We start from the raw sequence: 18,030 nt of genomic DNA on the forward strand, positions 1-18,030 counted from the left end.
ACGACGGGTTGCGGGCAATCCGGTCGGGGCCTGAAGGCCCGAAGTCGCTAGCCGCGGGCCAGGATGGTCCGGCCCTTGTAGCTGCCGCAATTGGGGCAGACCCGGTGGGAGAGCTTGGGCTGGCCGCACTGCGGGCAGGTGGAAACCCCCACCGGCGTCAGGGCGTGGTGCGAACGACGCTGGTCGCGACGGGCCTTGGAGGTCTTTTTCTTGGGCAACGGCATGATCGACTCCCGACTGGTTGGTTACACCGGCTTGCGCAGGTTGGCCAGGGTGGTGAACGGGGAATCCGGAGCCGCGGGCCTGCACCCGCACTCCCCCTCGTTCCAGTCCTGGCCGCACGCGGGGCACAAGCCCCGGCACTCCGGCCTGCACACGAAATACTCAGGCTGGGACAACCGCAGGGCGTCCCGCACCACCTGGTCCACTTCCACCCACTCCTGGTCGGGCACATAGAGCAGCACCCGATCCTCCTCGTCCTCGCTGGGCCGCTCGGATTCCGGCAGGATCAAACAGGAGTCCTCTTCGCTCACGGACTGTTCCACTTCCACCAGGCAGCGGTCGCACACCCGGTGGACGCGCGTCTGCAGCGACAGATTGAGTCGCCACCCGCCCAGCAGGGGCTGGGCACGCACAAGCGCTTCCACGGGGTGGCGGAACCACTCTCCGGGAAGCTTCAGTTCGTCAGGCGTTCCGACCAGCGCAAGCTCGTCCAGTCCGCGACGCAGTTCCATCAGCGCGATTCGCATGAGCCGCAAAATATAGTCCCTGAAGGAGCCAACCGCAATGCTGGACGCGATTCCCTTCCCGCGGGTCGCGTTGGACCTCCGCCCGCCCGGACCGCGCGCGCGGGAATCAAGTTCGGCCCGCGCCTGCCGATAAGTCCCTGACGAGGGGGGCTCTTCGGAGTGGGGCCGAAGGCCCCCGACTCGGCGCCCACCGGAGCAGGCACAGATGTTTTCACAAACCTTGATCCCCGAGACGCCGAGTCCTACATTTTTGCCAGCCAAGTCAGCGCCACAGCTGCGCTTTCCGAAACGAACTCGAGCATCACACACTTTCGATACGGCCAAGGGGGAAGCATGAAGCGACTGGCCTTTGCCCTGATCCTGTTCGGCACGTCCCTGCTTTCATCCGCCGCGTGGGCGCGCATCGGGACGGACCGCGACCAGGATGGGGGGGGAGTCGAACCTCTCCGGACCACGTACACGTTGGACAGTCTGTTCTTCCACGGTTCGGGCGGCACAGGGGATCAGGACATCACGCCCAACGAAACCCTGACCGTGACGGCCGTGCTGTCCGGGGGCACGTGGAACGCCACGGCGCCCATCGACGAATTCATCATCATCCCCAACACCAACGACCCCCCCGACGCCGCGGGCGCGGACCTGGAGAACTACTACAGCTATCTCAACTCCCAGGCCTCCGTCATCAGCATCGGCGTCAACAGCAGCGGCAAGTCGCGCCTGACCTTCAACGTCGCCGCCCCCAGCACGTGGCAGGCGGGCGACCTGACCTTCACCATCTACCTGGACGGCAAGTGCACGAGCATCCACCAGGCCGCCGTCAGCGAGACCTACGTCTCATTGGCGGAGGTCAACGTGATGCACGCCGGCACGGAGACCCTGACCGGCGCGGGCTTCACCCTCGGCAACATGGCGGCGGATTCCACGCCCCCCACTCTGGTGACGGCCGGCTGCTACGCCACCAGCCTGACCACCCTGCGCATCCAGGTGGCGGAGAGCGTGAGCGAGTCGGGCGGCGACTGTGGCGCTAGTTTCAGCGTCACGGGCGACGGCATCGCCGGCAGCATCGTCGGCAGCAGCCTGGCCAGCTCCTCCTCCACTGTCTGGACGCTCACCCTGGCCTCCTCGCTGCCCGACCGCGACTGGCAGGGCACGCTGACCTATGATCGCGACGCCTCGGCCGCGGAGTTGCGCGATGCGGCCGGCAACGAGATGGCCGACGGCCACAATGTGACCGCCACGACGGAAAAGATCGCCCCGGCCAATCCGACCATGACCTATCCCTCGGCCACGGCGGACCTGAGCGGCGCCAGCATCGCCTGGACCGGCTCGGCCAACTCCAGCGCGACCGATCCCTCTATGGCCGGCGTCTCGCTCCAGGGCTCGCTCAACGGCGCCTCCTGGACCACGCTCTCCACGGACAGCGACGTGACGGACGGAACCTACGGCGCCACCTGGACGGTGGGCACCCAGTACAATTACTACCGCTTGCTGGCCATCGACGACCTGAGCAATTCCGCCGCCTCGTCCTCCAGCGTGGACTTCCAGGCCAAGCAGCGGCTGGTGCTCAGCGGCAGCGTCAGCGAAGCCGTCAACACCTTCGAGGATCAGGCCACGGCCACCATCACGGACGCCTACGGAAACGCGGAGAGCGGCACGCACACCCTCAGCCTGAGCAAGGTTTCGGGCGCGGGCACCCTCACCTTCTCCTCCGAGGCCGACGGCACGCCCGTCATCACCACCCTGGACATCGAGAGCGCCAGCAGCGGCGCCTTCTGGCTCGCGGGTTCGGCCCCGGGCGCTTATCAGGTCCGGGCCGCCACCGCCGGCCTGCTGGCCGACACCCTGGCCGTGACCATCGTCACCGGGGCCCCCAACAAGGTGCTGGTGGCCATGCCGGGCCAGAGTTTCGTGGACGGCACGGGCATCACGGGCACGCCCACGGCCACCGATGCGGGCACGGCCTTCGGCATCAACCTCTACGTGGTGGACGCCAGCAACTACCTCTGCGACTTCGACACGGACAACGTGGGCACGGTCTTCGGCAAGACCGCCGTGGCCAGCCCTTCGGGCAACAATCCGCAGATCAAGGTGGGCGGCGCGGCCTACACGACCAACTGGACCACGTCCAAGGCGGTCAGCTTCGAGAACGGCGTGAACACCACGGCCCTGCTGGTCAAGTTCTACAACGCCAGCACCACGGGCGCCATCAGCGCAACGGCCACGGGCGTGGCCAATCATCCCAACTCCAGCGACATCACGATCAACGCGCTGGATCCGGACCAGATGAACTTCAGTCTGGCGGCGGCCAGCCAAGAGAGTGGCGTGGCCTGGACGGGCACCAACACGGTCTCCGTCAAGGACGTCTACCAGAACCTGATCACCTGGTTCAACGCGGCGGACCAGCCCCTGACCCTGGATGTGACCCCCCAGGGCGCCGGCGTGGTCACCAGCTTCCTGATCACCGCCCGCGGCGACGCCGTGCTGGACGAGGCCACGGACTTCGTGGGCGGCGTCTGCAACCTCACGGCCCTGGGCATCACGCTGACGGCCACGCCCGACGCCTACGACATCGGCGGCGACCTGGGCGCCAATCAGGGCACGCGCGTCAAGAACATCATCGTGAACGCCCCCACGCTGAGCAGCGCCACGCCGGCTTGGCGCACGCACATCAACGCCGAGGCGGACAGCCCGGGCTACATGCTGCAGGCGGCCGTGGACGAGAACGGCGAGACCCTGACCGTCTACTGGGCCTTCGACAACGACTCCACCAAGTACTCGGGCTACACGGTGCAGAACAGCGCCAGCGTGACCACGGGCGGCGGCCTCCTGCAGAAGTACCTCGACGGCGCCACCATCAACGCCCAGGGCGCGGGCTATGACTACATGTTCTGGTGGGTGGGCGGCACGGACTCCCAGGGCAACACGCCGGACGGCAAGCCCATTTCCAGCAACCGCCTGGTCTACGTGGTCAACCCCACGCTGACCGTGCGCGGTTTCGACCTGGGGGCCGGCGGCCTGCATCCCAACACCACCAACAACACGATGACCAGTCTGGAGCTGACGGCTGAAATGGCCGGCGCCGCCATCACGGTGACGCGCCTGGCCTTCACCAAGACCTCCTCCTCCAACGCCACCACCACGCACATCTCGGCCTTCAAGCTGTGGCTGGACGTCAACGGCAACGACCAGTACGACGCCGGCACCGACACGCAGTTGGGCAGCACGCTGACCGGCACGGTGAACCCGAACTTCACCGGGCTGAGCCTGATGGTGCCCGCCGGCAGCCCCGTGCGCGTGCTGCTGACGGTGGACGTCAGCGCCAGCGCCACCACGGCCCAGAACCTGGGCATGGAGATGGTCAGCGAGTCCTCCGTGACCCTGCAGAACGGCGTGGACGACGTGGTGGGCCACGGCGGCACGTGGCCCCAGCCGGGCAACGCGGCCGACTGGACCCTGCCCGTGGAGTTCAGCGTCTTCTCCGGCACGGCCGGCTACGGCCAGAACGGACTCGTCTGGCGGACGGAATCCGAAGTGAACAGCCTGGGCTTCCGGGTCTGGCGCGCCGAGACCCCCGAGGCGGGGATCCACCCGGCCCTGACGGCCTTCACGCCCCTGGCGGACTGGAATCAGGACGAGGGTCTGCTGGGCCAGGAGAACAGCTCGGCGGGCAAGGACTACCGCTGGCAAGACACGAACATCGAGCCGGGCGTGGTCTACTGCTACCGGCTGGAGGCGGTGGATCTGGACGGCAGCAGCGAGTTCCATCCGGAGTCCATCTACGTCAGCAGCCTGAGCAAGCCCACCGGCTTCACGCTGGGCACCAACACGCCCAACCCCTTCAACCCGGTCACCACCCTGCGCTTCGTGCTGCCGGAAGTGCTGCCGGTCTCGCTGGAGGTCTACAACATCAACGGCCAGCTGGTCCGCACCCTGCTCTCCGGCCAGACCCTGCCCTGGGGCCCGCACCAGCTGCTCTGGGACGGCACCAACAACCAGGGCAAGCAGGTGGCCTCGGGCGTCTACATCTACCGCCTGAGCACGCCGGGCTTCCAGCAGGCCCGCACCATGCAGCTGCTGCGCTGACGCCCGACCGAATCCGTCCACGACAGGGCCTCCCGCAATTCGGGGGGCCCTTTTTCTTGCCGGAGGCGCAGACCAAGTCAGAGCAAGAATTGCGGGGTGGCCGTGTTACACCCATCCCGCTTGTTGGGGGCGAGACCTCAGCAAGGCGATGACCTCCGTGTAGGTCTGAGCCTTCAGCATCCGATCCACCTGCTCCTCGCCGTGAAAGAGATGCGCCAATTCCGACAAGATGGACAACTGCACTCCCGCATCATTTTTTGGGGTCAGCAGGAGAATCAAGATCTGGGCCGGTTTGCCGTCCGGGGCATCGAAATCCAATCCTTGATGCGCCCTTCCCAGCACCACCAACGGGCGAGACAACCCTTCCATGCGGGCATGGGGTACTGCAATTCGGTTGCCCAATCCGGTTGGCATGGACTGCTCCCGGGACCAAACCACTTCGCACAACTGGCCCTGAACAAGGCCTGCCGCCCGGGCCGCGACCGAGCAGAGTTCCGCGATCCCTTCCTGACGAGTCGTGGCAGCCATGTTCGGCAGAAAGTGGCGGGCGCCCAGCAGATCGGCCAAGCGTGGCGCATGACTCTGACGGATGAGCAGACGCATGAAAGGACCGCTCATTGCCGACGTGACCAATGCCGTCACCACCAGCGCCACGAACAGCGTGGCGTCAATCAGCCCCGCCTGCAAGGCAGGGACTCCCAGGATGATCACCATCCCGCCGCGGGCATTGAGGGCGAAGCCAACGGCCCAGGCATCCCGACTGGGGAGGCCACCCCAACGCGAACCCAGGTAGCCTCCTGCCAACTTGCCCACGCAGGCCACCAGCAGCACGATTCCGGTTAGCTTGAAATCGAACTGAGTTCCAAAGTCCACCATCAGCCCGATGCCGGCGAAGAACAGGGGCGCGAAGATGACACTGACGAACTGGTCGATGATGACCCGGGTGCGCTCGCGAAGATGGGAACTGTCCCCAATGGCCACGCCGGCCAAGAAGGATCCGAAGATGGCGTGGACGCCGATCCATTCGGTCAAGGCCCCGGCGAACAACGCCAGAATCAACGCGAAACTCAACTCGCCCGCGGGCCAACGACTGTAGGCCTGCACCCAGGGCAGGCTGCGGTGAACCATCCACCGACCGGCGGTGAGCATGAAGGCCACGGTCAAGACCGTCAACAGGGCCGTCGACCAGATGCTGCCTTGCTGCGCATGCGCGCCAGGAAGCAAACCCAGGATGAAAGCGAAGAGCAGCCACCCCACCAGGTCGTTGAGAATGGCGGCGCTGATGGAGAGCATGCCCAAATCGCTGCGATACAAACCAAGATCCAGCAGGGTTTTGGCGATAACCGGCAGCGCGGAAATGGACAAGGCCGTGGCAAAAAACATGGCGGTGAGGAGCGGCTGATCCATCGGCGACGTCAACAAGGATGGCCAAAGACCGGCCAACCCCAGCCCCAAACCGAACGGAATCACGATGCCGGTCAGTCCGACCAGCGGGGCCACACGTCCCTGGCGCGCCAGGATGGACAGGTCCACTTCGAGTCCCGCGACCAACAGAAACAGGACGATAGCCAACGTGGATACTGCACTCAGAGCCAAGGCGTTGGGTCCGCTGGCGGGAAACAGCCAGGTCTGTAGTCCCGGATCCAACGCCCCCAGCAGCGTGGGCCCCAGCAGCACGCCAGCCAGCAGTTCCCCCAAGACGGCGGGTTGGTGCAGCTTGAGTGCCAATTCGCCCAGCACCCGTGCCAACCCCAGCAGCACTCCGAACGAGAGCAGCATGACCAATACCTGATGCGAGTTCAGGGTCTCCACGGGGCCTCAGCTGCTGATATCTGGGTGGAGCGACCAGTCATGACCTGGACTGGTCACGGGAACAAGCGGGGTCAAGATAGCTCCCGAAACCTGACCGACACAGACTCCATGAGAAAGCCCCCCGTGCACGCGGCACGGGGGGCTTTGAGATTCAGGCAGCCGAGGGGCTTAGCGGACCAGGGTCATCTTGCCGGTCAGCTGGCGACCCGCGCTCTGCAGGTTGTAGAAGTAGAGGCCGCTGGGCAGGTTGGCGGCGTCGAAGGTCACCACGTGGGCGCCGGACTCCAGCAGGCCGTCCACCAGCACGGCCACTTCCTGGCCGATCACGTTGTAGACGCTCAGGCGGGCTTCCGCCGTCACATCCAGGCTGAAGGTGATCTGCGCGCTGGGATTGAAGGGGTTCGGGTAGGCCTGACCCAGGGCGAAGGTCTTCAGCTCGTCACGACCTTCCACCACGCCGCACTCGGTGATGTCGGCCAGGGTGCGGATGGCGATCTCCGGGGTGCCCTGATAGGCGTAGCGCACGCCCGTCACGTTGTAACACGCGTCCTCGACGCCCGTGAAGCCCGGGGCGTAGACCAGGATCTGGTCGATGCCGTCATACAAATAGGTGTTGGGGTCGACGCTGCCGACGCACGTGGTGTTCTCCACGCGCACCAGCACGCCTTCATAGTCCTCGGCCAGAACCTGGCCCACCGTGAGCAGCTGGGGCACCAGGGTCAGCGGGCCGGGCGTGGCCAGCACCTGGATGGTCAGGCTGCCGGCGATCTCGGTGAAGCCGTTGTACTCGAGGATGGTGCCCGTCACGCGGATGAGGTCGCCTTCCAGCACGCCCGGATGGGCGCCGAAGACCTGGATCCCGTGCCAGGGGCCGTTGTCGTCCTGGATGAACATGGAAGTGGCGGACTGCACGACGGAGACCTGACCCTCAGTGGTCACGACCTGGCCCACGTACGGGGAGGCCGCGACGCCGCCCTGGATCTGGGGAATGGTCAGCTCGCAGAAGACCGTCAGCGACAGGACGGCCGAGCTGCCCGTGTCGCCATCGTCATCCGTGGCCACCACCTGGTAGAACAGCTGCTCGCAGGCATTGGGCGCCGTGATGGGCGCGCTGTTGGAGTACACGCCGCCGCCCAAGGGATCCATGGAGATGGAGGAACTCAGGTTGCCCGCGCTGGGGCCGTAATTGAGGACGACCATGGAGACGGTGCCGTCGCTGTCGTTGGCGTTGGCGGTGAACACCAGTCCGTCGCCGGCCTGGACCGGCTGCGGCAGATAACTGATGCCGCTGACCGCGGGGGGAACATTGCCGGCGCCGCAGGCGGACACGTGGCTGCCCAGATTAGTGAAGGTGTCGTTGGCCAGCACCGTGTACTCGAGGTTGGCCACGGCCCAATCCGTCTCGCCGTCACACACGCTGGCGTTGCGGATGATGGTGTGGTCCAGGGTGCCCGTGGTCGTGCCGTTGACCATCCAGCCCGTGCCGGGATCCACGCTGGGCGTGCCGATCACGTCCACCAGGACGAAGGCGGCGCCATCCCACTCGGCCAGACCCACGGCGTCGTCGCCGTTCCAGTTGATGATGCTGCTGTTGGTGATGTCGGCCACGGCCAGGATCGCCGCATTGGCGCTGGGATTCGCCAACACGTAGACGTCGTTGTTGGCCAGGGTGCCGGTCAGGGTCGTGAAGCTGGTCCAGCCGCCACCGTTCCAGCCCCGCCAGAGCTGATAGTTGGCCAAGCTGACCGGCCCGCCGGTCACGTTGGCGATTTCCACGGCCTTGTTGTTGCTCGAGCCTTCGATGTACTCGCTGATGAACACGCCGCTGGCCATCGTCTGCCCGGCCAGTCCCACCAGCGCCAATACCATCAATCGGTTCTTCATGCTGTGATCCTTCCTTTTGGTTGCAACATCCCCATGGAGCCGGCAGGGCAACCGGCGTCCAATTCAAACTCTGTTGTTCACATGCTCAGGCAAGGGCACAGGCGGTTGAGGGCCGCCCGCTGACGAAACGGCTTGCACCGCTGTCGCCAGAGAAATGACAAAAACAAAGCTAAAGGGCAAGTGTTAGAGCCGTGTCAGGTGAAAGAAAGGATTTAGATCCCCCAAGTTGCGTCTCCCGGCGAGCCTGAGCCCCCCTGGTCAGGACAATGCAGCGGGGATTCCGCCAATTCCCGCCGCCAACCGTTGACTTCCCCCGGCTCCTGCCCTACCTTGTGGACCTTTCAGCCGTGGTTTCGGTCCTGCACCCATAGCTCAACTGGATAGAGCGTCTGACTACGGATCAGAAGGTTAGGGGTTCGACTCCTCTTGGGTGCACTGATAGTCAAAGGGTTCCGCCTCGCGGGACCCTTTCTTTTTGCCCCCGGTCCCATCCCGGTCCCATCGACTTCAACATGAAAAGCGCCCTCCCCCAACGAACGGGAAAGGGCGCTGACCCATCATTCAATGAGAAAGCAAAGACATCGGCGCGTTACGGCGGGTGGCTGAGCCGCACGTGCAGGCGCTGGATGCGCGTCACGTAGCCGCGGGTCTCGCCCGCGTGTTTGCCGGTCACAAGGTGCAGCCTGGCTGCCACCGGGGTCCATTCGTTGTTGCTCCCGCCGGCCGGCACCAGCCGCTGGGCTTTCAGTATGTGCCCGGCGCCGGCGTTGTAGCTGGCCAGCGTGAAGGCGATCCTCTCCTCCAGCGGCCGGGGCGCCTTCCAGATTGCCCACATCCGGGCGTCGTAGTAGATGCCCGCCTGGATGGACTGCCGCACTTCCCAGGGATTGGTTAGGCCGAGCTTGGGCGCCAGGTCGCTCCACGTCCCGGGCATGACCTGCATAACGCCCTGGGCGCCGCACCAGCTGCGCGCCGTGGAGTCCAGCGCGCTCTCGGCAATGGCCTGGGCCTTCCACCAGCGCCAGTCGAAGTCTGCCCCGAAGTAGCGCTTGGAGTACTTTTGGAAGTGGGGGTCAAATCGGGTGGTCCAGCTGGCTGCCGCCAGAGTAGTGCAAAGGGCGGCACTAAGCAGTGCCGTCCTTGTCCAATGTGCCACGAATGACGCTCTCATCAGTTCAGGCCCGCTGATACCAGGTGGGCGCAGAAGAGCAGCAGCACGCCCGCCAGGATGGCCGCCGCCACGTTGCCCCTCTTCACCTCCGGGATGAAGTCGATGCCCGGGAAAAGCCACCGGTCGGCGGCCTTCCACAGCCCCACGGCCAGTAAGATTGTCAAGGTCGTGTAGCCCAGGTTCACCGCGGCCGCGCGCAGGAGTTGCTGCAGCATGGTCCTCTCCTTCTAGCTGATGGCGATGAGGTTGACTTTGGTCAGGTTGGCTGGCGTCTCAATGGCGTCCAGGTTCCACGTGTCGAACAGGGCCCGGTCGTCCTCGCTGGAGATGTTGATGGCCGCCGTCCCGCCCTCAGGCAACTTGCCGGCGTCCACGGCCGCCAGGAGCGCGGTCGGAGTCAGAATCCGGCACGCGCTGCCGCAGCAGGCTCCCGCGAGCTCGGGGTCAAACGGGCCGATGTTGGCATATCCGCTGATCGGCGTGACGCCCGTGCCCGCGGGATCCCCGCCCCAATCCAGGCGCCAGGGCTCGGCCGCGGCAGCGGCAATTCCAAAGGAAGTGGCATGCAGGGCCAGCCGATTGTCCTGGTCGAAGGACACCAGGATGTTCTCGACCTCGATGTGGTTATGGTCCTCGCTCCAGCCGGTGCCATTCCCGGACGAGCTGGTGGCGAAGTGGTCGACCATGCCCAGAAAGCAGTTGTTGTAGTACCGGTTCCCAGCGGCCTGCACGCCGGCCCAGGCCAGGTCGTTGATCCAGGCATGCAGGCCCGGACTGCCGTAGGTCGGCCGCTCACTGATGAACGTGTTGTTGTGGACCAGGGCGTTCTTGCCCGTGGCGCTGTAGCAGCGGCTGGCGCTGGTCTCCGATCCGTGCTGGATGACCAGGTTGTCATGGAAGTGGGTCGCGCGCCCCTTGTCAGGGAAGGCGTATGCCTCGCGATCCGCCACCGTGTTGGTGTTGCGATAGCTCTCCAACACGTTGTGGTCGAACTCATTGGCGAACCCGAAGAACTCTTCGTCCGCCGGGTAGTAGGTGGTGTAGTTGTCGTCCCCCACGAAGAGCAGGTGCGGACCCATGGTCCGGATCTCGTTGTGGTGGATCCGGCTTTGGCGAAGGGCAACATGGAGTCCGTGAAGCTCCTTGGCCGCCGGGTTGTGGAGGATCCGGTTTCCGACAACTTCCCAGCCGCTGGCCGCATTTTCCGTTGTCGACACCGCCCGGAACTTGATCGACCCCGTCCGGATCTCGCAATCCTTGATCAGCCCACTATCCCAGACAGCCTGAATCTGAACCGCAATCGTGAGCATGCCGCCCTGGATGTCCCGAACGACCATGCGCTCCAGGACCGGCCCCGCCACATGATCCGCCACGTGAGTTGTGGCGCCTTCCAGCCGAAGCCCGTAGGTCGTCACCCCGACCGGGATGGCGGAATGGGTAATCTCCAGGTCTCGAATCATCCAGGCGCGGGGATTTCCAAACAGGGCCGTTGACGCCACCGTGCTCCAGTCGGAAATCTTCAAACCGGCCACGTCCAGGCGATCCACATGGTTGAAGGAGACCTTGCCTTCCTTCACCTCGACATTGGCGAAACGGAGCAACGTGGCCACACGGACGCCAGCCTGGTTCAGGTAGATGCCGGACCCGATGATGTGGGTGTCGTGGTACTCCACGACGAACTCGCCGTTCGTGTCCGCGCCCGTGTGGACGATCAGATAGCCGGCGGACGGCTCCGTCACCCCCGTGATCCGCGTGAACGTGCAGCCACGAACCAGCACGGAGGATTGGCTCACGCGCATTGCACCGAACAGGTTCAGGTTTTCAATGCGATTGCCCTGACCGCACGCCACGATGTAGAGCGTGACGCCGGCACTGGCATTGAGCAGGACAACGGGATCCCCGTTCCCCTGGATGAACAGACCCGGCTTCGCGCTCACCAGCGCAGAAGCTGCCAACGTGTCCGTTGAGGGCCCCACCTGGACCAGCCGCGTGTTCGCTTGGGTGACCAGGGCCACTGCCTGCGCAAAGGTTCGGCCGCTGCCGGTTCCAAACGTGATGTCCATGATGCCCCCCCTTAGAATGCCTTGAACACGAAAACACCCACGGCCCCTGCGCCGGCGGACACAGCCGCGCCCCACGGGTCCAGCCGCACGCCCGCGAGCACCTCCGGGTGGCCATCCCGCACGCCCAGGCCGGCCAGCGGGTGGAAGCGATCGCGCCAGGTGGGCTGGCGCGGCTGGACGGTCAGGGTCACGCCGGCGGACAGCGCCGGGCTGCCCGTCCGGGTGATGGCCCGCCATCCGTCCTCGCCCTCCACCAGGTCGATGGCCACGTGCGTCCGGGCCTGCAGCGCGTCCAGCCGGATAGCTAGGCTGGGCAACCAGTCCGGGCCCGGCTGGTCCAGGCCCACGGTGCCGGCCACGTGCAGACCGTCCAGGCTGTCTCCCTGGTCTAGCACGAAGGGCACCTCGTAGCGCGTCAGCCCCGAGTCCGCCGGCGCGCGCTTCACCTGATCCAGCTGCAAGCGGGCGGCCGCCAGGTCTTGGCCGGCCAGGTCCAGCCGCAGGGCCAGGTCCACCTGGGCGCGCGTGGCCGCGTGCAGCTCGCGCGTCAGCCGCTGGATGCTGGCCTCGCGCGGCAGGGCCACGCCCTCCAGGCCGCGCGTGACCGTCGTGGAGTCGTCCACCTGGACCACGGGCTGCCCCTGGGCCGCTGCGCGCCGGGCAGCGCCGGCGGTGGCCTCCGCCTGGCGCACGCGCCACTCCTGCCAGGCCAGCAGGCTGCCGACACCCAGCACCAGGGCCCAGATGCGGGGCGAGGTCACGCCGCCACCACGTCGATCTGCAGGATGGCGCCCGCGCCCGCGGCCCAGGTCTGGCCAGCGGCAATGGCCGCCAGCATCCAATCGTCCAGGGCGGCTTCGTCCGCCGCCGTCTGCCGCGCCATCACCAGCGTCACGCCCGTCCTGCTCAGGGCCGTCAGGTTGGCCAGGGCCGCGGCAGGCGTCTCCCAGCCGGCGGTGGCCGAGCCGATCACCGGATCCGGCAGGGCCGTGTCGTGCCGGCCCACGGGCGCCAGGCCCTGGGTGCTGAGCGCGATGCCGGCCAGGGACGGATCGCCGCCCCAGCTCATCTGCCAGCCGTTCGGGTCGGTGAAATTGCCCGCGAACCAGGCCGCCTGGGTGATGTCGAAGTTCCCGACGCCGTACTCGTAGGCGCTCAGCCCGACCAGGTTCTGGTGGACGGCCAGGCCTGTCGCCTGGTTGGCGTCGTTCAGGAAGAAGTGCAGCTCGTAGGTGCCCGTCGCCTTGTTGTTGGCGATGGTCAGGTTGGTCGTGTTGACGCCGTTCGTGGCCCCCAGGCGGAAGAGGCGCAGGCCATTCCATGTGGAGTGGAAGTCGTTGTTGTAGACGGCGCAATCGGCGCCGCCCTTCACGTAGACGAAGGTGAAGTTGGGGATCGTGACGAAATCCAGGGCCTTGGCCCACTGGAAGGTATTGTCGTGGATCAGGGCCGCGTCGGCCTTCACGACGATGTCGTGGTGGTTGTAGGTCCCGTCCACCTCCGGCAGGTCGTCGTTGCGGAAGAGGTTCCGGCGCACGACGATGCCGCGGGCCCGGTTGGCCTCGCCCAAGTCCGTGCCGCTGTCGTTTCCCAGCATCAGCGCGTGGTGGATCAGGCTCAAGGACCCGTGCCAGACGTTGTCCTCCACGACCACGCCATTGGCCTGGATCACCACGCCGTAGGTGCATTCGTCCGAACCGAACGAACAGCCCCGGATGGTCCCGCCCGTGCCCTGGTCGAAGTCGCCCGAGCGCCCGAAGTAGATCTGGGAGCCGCCGTTGGTGGCAAACCCCACTCCCTCGATCAGGGCGTCCGCGGACACGCCGAACGGAGTGGAGAAGCTGATGCCGATGCGGCTGGAGTCGGGCTGGCCCGCGAAGCCCTTGCGGCAGCGGATGACCCCGCCCTGGATGGTCGGCTCGCCCCCGCCCTTCAGCTGGATTCCATTCCCCGCGCAGTTGATGAAGCTCGTGTCGAGGACCTGCACGTTGTCGGCCAGGCCATCCCCGTAGAGGCCGTTGTAACAGGTGGCCAGCCGACAGCGAGTCAGGCTGACGGCCGCGGTTCCCGTGGAGCGGCTGATCAGCCCGTGGTTGATCCCCACGATCGCCTCGGACGCGTACTCGAAGTGGCAGTTCGTTGCCGTCAGGGACGCCCCGTTGTGGGAGAGGATGACGGCCCATAGTCCGCCCGTGGCCGTCGTGAGCCGGATGGTGAGGTTCTCCAGCACCAGGGCAAAGGCTCCGGGGGCCGTGAAGCCCGCGCCCGAGGACACGATGCGGCCGTTCTTGACCGTCCACGTGGCCTCGGTGTTGAACTTGAAGATGTAGACGTTGGCCGGCAGGCTGGGGAAGCTCAGGGTGTGCCCGCCCAAGTCGATGGTGAGGCGCGTCCAGCTGTAGTTGTTCATGACGGCCGTGGCCGGATCCACGATGTCTTCCAGGAGAAGCAGGGTGTCATCGGTCAGGTTGTTGGCGCCGGCACTCCAGGCGTCCGTCAGGGTGGGGAAGTCCCCGCCCGTTCCAATGGTGATGATGGCCATTGTCTCGCTCCTAGGGATTGGTCTTCATGTGGATGCGCCGGATCTCCCCCACCTCACTCTCCAGTCGAGCCAGGGAAGCAGCCTGGGCGCTTTGCCCACCGATGACCTGGGACAGGTTGCCGTCGATGCGTCCCAGGCTCTGCTGGATCTTGGTTTGGGTCTCGACGTAAATGCGCAGCGTCGTCTCGGTCTGCACCTGCTTCATGCGCAGGTCGTCCAGGCGCTGTTGCTGGTCGTCGCGCAGCACTTCCATGCGCCCCTCCTGCTCGCGCCTGAGCTCGGCCAGCCGGTTGACATGGTCCTCCTTCAGGGCCATGATCTGGCTCTCGTTGCGCAGGCCACGTTCCCCGATGGGCTTGATGATGTAGGCCAAGAGGACGGTCATCAGAAACGTCCCGCCCGCGAACAGCCAGCCTCCCCATGTGGCCAACCAGTCCACCGTCATGTGCGGCGCCCTCCAGGTTTAGGAACTAAAGCTGCTCTCGATGCCGGCGCCGTTGAACGCCACCGTGCCAGAGCGCACGTAGATGCCCTTCGAGGCCCCGGCGGACACGGCAAACCACTCCCCGTCGGCCACTTCGCCCACCGTCGGCATGGCCGTGAAGGTCTTCAGCTTGGCCGTGCCCGCGGTGGCATCGAGGATCTTGCCGCTGGGCAGCGTGGCCGTGGACCCGGACCCCGTCAGGATGCCGCCCGAAACCTTGGTCAGGCTGGCCGCCGTGCTGGCCAGCTGACCCGATCCGACGGCGCTGGCGCCGATCTTGGTCGCCGTGACGCACGTGTTGGCCAGCTGCGACGTTCCCACGGCCAGGGCGGCAATCTTCGCCTGGACGACGGCGCCGTCCAGGATGGCCGTCGATGTCACCGCGTCCTTGGCGATGTCCGAGGACTTCACCGTGTTCAGGAGGGCCAGGGCCCCTCGATTCACGATGCCCGCAGCGGCCAGGTCAATCAGCCCCGCGGCGTCCAGCGCGGCCTTCCGCACGCGACCGTAGGTCGTGCCGTCCGCCATGGCGTCCAGGGTGGCCGGGATGGCTGGGTCCTTGCCCACGGTCACCGACCGGCTGTTGGAGGGCCCCATGCAGCGGCCGTCGGCATTGAGGGCCTTCACGCGCAGCAGGTACGTGGTGCTGTTCGTCAGGGTGTCCAGGGTCAAGTCCCGGGCCTCAGGGTTGGCCACATCCGCCACGGCGAACCAACTGGAGCCCCCGTTGGTCGACCCCTCCACCAGATAGCGGGCAGCGTTCCAGCCGCCGGCGCGGATACGCCAAGCCAAGAACACCAAGTGCCCGTACACGCCCGCCGAGACCAGCACCACGGGCGGCGGCACGCGCCGGCGGCCCGCGGCGATGTACGCCGCCCGGTCACCCACGTCGATGGATGGGATGGAATGCCCCAGCAGGGCCGGGCGCGTGAAAAACAGGCTGTAGTTGGAGTCCGGCAGGTCCGTCACAACTAGGACGCCCGAAGCCGGCACAGAGGCCGCGCGGGACACGAAGGGGCGCTGCGCGCCGCCCCCGGCCCGCTGGCGCAGGTTGTCCTGCACCAGGACGGCCGCCCCCGGCGGCAGCCCGGCCTGCACGAGTGTCGCCACTACAGGCTCGCCTGGATGGTTTCCAGCGTGTCCACCACGGCGTCCATCTGGTCCTGGGTGGGCATGGAGGCCAGGGCCTGCTGGACGGCCACCAGTTGCTCCTGGACCTCCGCCACCAGGCGGTCGCGCTCCACGCCGAAGCGCCCCTGCTCCAGGTTGCGCAGTCGGCGGATCCGCTCGGCCAGCGTGACGCCGTCGGCATCCTCCAGCGCGTCCGTGAGGACGACCAGGCCCGTGGACCAGGCGCCGCCCACGTCGTGCTCGGTGATGGCCTGGACGTAGATCACCAGGTGCTGGGCGCCGCGGATGGGGAATTCGGCGCGCTCACAGAAGACTTCGTCGTCCCAGGCCAGCTGGAAGCTCGTCACGGTCACGCCCGAGGCCGGCGCCGCCGGCAGGGGCGCCAGCAGCTCAACAGTCCGGGACGCCGGGTCGTAGCCCTTCACGACGCCGGAGTCCGTGCCCACCACCACGCGCATGCCCGGCTGGAAGACGGACGGCCCCGCGACCTTCACGAGGCTGACCGTGGAGCCCGTGGTGGTCAGGTCGCTGGCCTGCAGGACCTCTTTCTTCTGGCGCCGCGCGGATCCGATCTCCACCACCTTGTGGATCAGATCAGCGTAGGTGCTGTCCAGCGTGCCCTTGGTGATGGCCGTCGGGAGCTTGGTTCGGTTGTGCTTGAGCTCGTAGACGCGCACGCGGTAGCTCGTGATCTCCTCCAGATCCACCAGCGCCGGCCGGTCCCACGTGAGCTGCAGGCTGTAGCTCTCGTCGGCCGCGGCGTCCTGGGTCGTGAAGGCCTTGAGGACCGTGTCGCCCGCCGTGGCCTTCACGGCAACGAGCTCGGCCCGGGCGGCCGTTTGGTCCGCCTTGTGGCCGTCGATGGCCGTCAGCATCTCGGCCGTGGTGGTGACGGCCGCCCCGTAGCCCAGACTCTCGGCGTCCGCCAGGTAGAACCAGGCGGCGTCCACGGTTTCGCCGGCCACCACGGTCAGCTCCAGCGTCTGGGCGCCCGTGTTGACGCTGGCCACCGTGTACTCCTTCAGGAGTCCGTCCGCCTGGAAGAGCAGGGTCTTGCCCACCAGCCCGGCGCTCAGGCCGGTCCCCGAGCCCACCACGTGCGTGAAGCCGGAGAGAAGGGCCAGGGAGCCCGGCTCGCGCGAAACGCCGGCCGCCCCCGACACGATGGCCGCCTGCTTGGCCTGGAAGACGTCCAAGTCCGGGGCCACGCCCACGTTGGCCGTGCCGCGCACCTGGTCCAGCGTGTAGCCCAGGAGGCGCTTGGCGTTGACCAAGCTGCGGTAGCCCTCGACCTCAGTCAGGTGCGTGGTCAGGGCATTCACGCTGACGGCCGCGGCCTCGTGGGCGTCCAGGGCGGCGCGCAGCTCGGCGTCCCGCTCCGGCGGCAAGCCATGGATCTTGAGCGTGGCGTTCTCCGCCAGGATCGTGGGCGTGTTGGGCGTGGACGGGATCTTTCGCAGTTCCAGCATCTGGTCCCCGTGCCCGTCCTGCAGGTTGACGATGGCATGGCGGAACAGCAGCTGCAGCTCCGGATGCTTGCTCAAGGCGTTGGCGATGGTGAGCACCTGGCTGCCCGGGCTGGCCTCGCTCTCGTAGCCGACCAGGAAGTCTGCGGCCGTGGTGTGCGTGTCCGTGTTGGGCGCGTGCATGCGCGGGTCACTGACCACCTGGGCGAAGGTTCGCAGGTCCTCCAGGGTCCCGTCGGCCAGCGCCCGGCCCAGCAGCACCTCATCGTCCAGTGGCGTGGCCGAACTGGTGGAGAGCCGCAGGCCGCCGCCATGGATCCGGCGCGTGTTGTGCGTAACGCCCGTGACGTAGTGCGTCTTGGGCATGACTTCAGTCAGCGTGTAGCGCGCGAAGACCCACGAATCGGCCACCGGGTAGCTGACCGTCGTGGTCTCCGTGCTGGCAATCCGCTCGCCGCCCCGGTAGGCCACGCCCGGGGCCACCAGCAGGTTCAGCCCCACCTTGGAAAGCCCGAAACCCGTCACGACGCCATCGGTGAACAGCTCGCTCGTGCGCTCCAGGATCGCCTGCAGCGGGACATCGATGATGAACTCCAGGTCCTCGAGCGTCGGCTTGTCGCCGGAGAAGGGCAGGTAGCGGTTCAC

At 66.6% G+C, this 18,030-nt stretch carries 13 protein-coding genes and 1 tRNA gene; 2 read left to right on the forward strand and 12 right to left on the reverse strand.

What is annotated here, in order from left to right:
- Nucleotides 1–47: 47 nt before the first annotated feature.
- Complete coding sequence (gene rpmF / locus WC326_08000; GenBank protein ID MFA7330999.1) at nt 48–224, reverse strand: 50S ribosomal protein L32; 177 nt, start codon at nt 222–224, stop codon at nt 48–50.
- A 21-nt stretch (nt 225–245) separates the two neighbouring features.
- Entirely contained in the window at nt 246–749 is a 504-nt protein-coding gene (locus tag WC326_08005) for a DUF177 domain-containing protein (GenBank protein ID MFA7331000.1), read from the reverse strand.
- 333 nt (nt 750–1,082) lie between these two features.
- Between WC326_08005 and WC326_08010 the strand changes: the two genes are divergently transcribed.
- Entirely contained in the window at nt 1,083–4,832 is a 3,750-nt protein-coding gene (locus WC326_08010) for a FlgD immunoglobulin-like domain containing protein (GenBank protein MFA7331001.1), read from the forward strand.
- A 105-nt stretch (nt 4,833–4,937) separates the two neighbouring features.
- Here WC326_08010 and WC326_08015 read toward each other — a convergent pair whose 3' ends face one another.
- Nucleotides 4,938–6,644 carry a cation:proton antiporter gene (locus WC326_08015; protein MFA7331002.1) on the reverse strand — a complete coding sequence of 569 codons (1,707 nt, stop codon included), beginning with the start codon at nt 6,642–6,644 and terminating at the stop codon, nt 4,938–4,940.
- 168 nt (nt 6,645–6,812) lie between these two features.
- Complete coding sequence (locus tag WC326_08020) at nt 6,813–8,528, reverse strand: lamin tail domain-containing protein (GenBank protein MFA7331003.1); 1,716 nt, start codon at nt 8,526–8,528, stop codon at nt 6,813–6,815.
- 361 nt (nt 8,529–8,889) lie between these two features.
- Between WC326_08020 and WC326_08025 the strand changes: the two genes are divergently transcribed.
- Nucleotides 8,890–8,963: transfer RNA gene (locus tag WC326_08025), tRNA-Arg, on the forward strand.
- A 154-nt stretch (nt 8,964–9,117) separates the two neighbouring features.
- On the opposite strand, the gene WC326_08030 is transcribed toward WC326_08025, so the two are convergent.
- The 8 genes from WC326_08030 to WC326_08065 form a co-directional block, all read right to left on the reverse strand.
- The gene (locus tag WC326_08030) at nt 9,118–9,684 is read right to left on the reverse strand and encodes a transglycosylase SLT domain-containing protein (protein ID MFA7331004.1); all 567 of its coding nucleotides are present in this window, start codon (nt 9,682–9,684) and stop codon (nt 9,118–9,120) included.
- 14 nt (nt 9,685–9,698) lie between these two features.
- Nucleotides 9,699–9,914, reverse strand: a complete 216-nt coding sequence (locus WC326_08035) for a hypothetical protein (GenBank protein MFA7331005.1) — start codon at nt 9,912–9,914, stop codon at nt 9,699–9,701.
- A 12-nt stretch (nt 9,915–9,926) separates the two neighbouring features.
- Nucleotides 9,927–11,837 (reverse strand): hypothetical protein, encoded by a 1,911-nt coding sequence (locus WC326_08040; protein MFA7331006.1) that lies wholly within the window; start codon nt 11,835–11,837, stop codon nt 9,927–9,929.
- Complete coding sequence (locus WC326_08045; protein MFA7331007.1) at nt 11,774–12,523, reverse strand: hypothetical protein; 750 nt, start codon at nt 12,521–12,523, stop codon at nt 11,774–11,776. Before WC326_08045 ends, WC326_08040 begins: the two co-directional genes overlap by 64 nt.
- Nucleotides 12,520–14,304: a hypothetical protein gene (locus WC326_08050; GenBank protein ID MFA7331008.1), complete on the reverse strand. Its 1,785-nt coding sequence runs from the start codon at nt 14,302–14,304 to the stop codon at nt 12,520–12,522. Before WC326_08050 ends, WC326_08045 begins: the two co-directional genes overlap by 4 nt.
- A gap of 10 nt (nt 14,305–14,314) precedes the next feature.
- The gene (locus WC326_08055; protein MFA7331009.1) at nt 14,315–14,689 is read right to left on the reverse strand and encodes a hypothetical protein; all 375 of its coding nucleotides are present in this window, start codon (nt 14,687–14,689) and stop codon (nt 14,315–14,317) included.
- Nucleotides 14,690–14,767: 78 nt separating this feature from the next.
- Nucleotides 14,768–15,898, reverse strand: coding sequence for a fibronectin type III domain-containing protein (locus WC326_08060; protein MFA7331010.1), 1,131 nt, complete (start codon nt 15,896–15,898; stop codon nt 14,768–14,770).
- Entirely contained in the window at nt 15,898–18,030 is a 2,133-nt protein-coding gene (locus WC326_08065) for a hypothetical protein (protein MFA7331011.1), read from the reverse strand. The genes WC326_08060 and WC326_08065 overlap by 1 nt, the downstream gene beginning before the upstream one ends.

This window comes from Candidatus Delongbacteria bacterium, from assembly GCA_041675285.1.
Taxonomy (GTDB): domain Bacteria; phylum CAIWAD01; class CAIWAD01; order CAIWAD01; family CAIWAD01; genus CAIWAD01.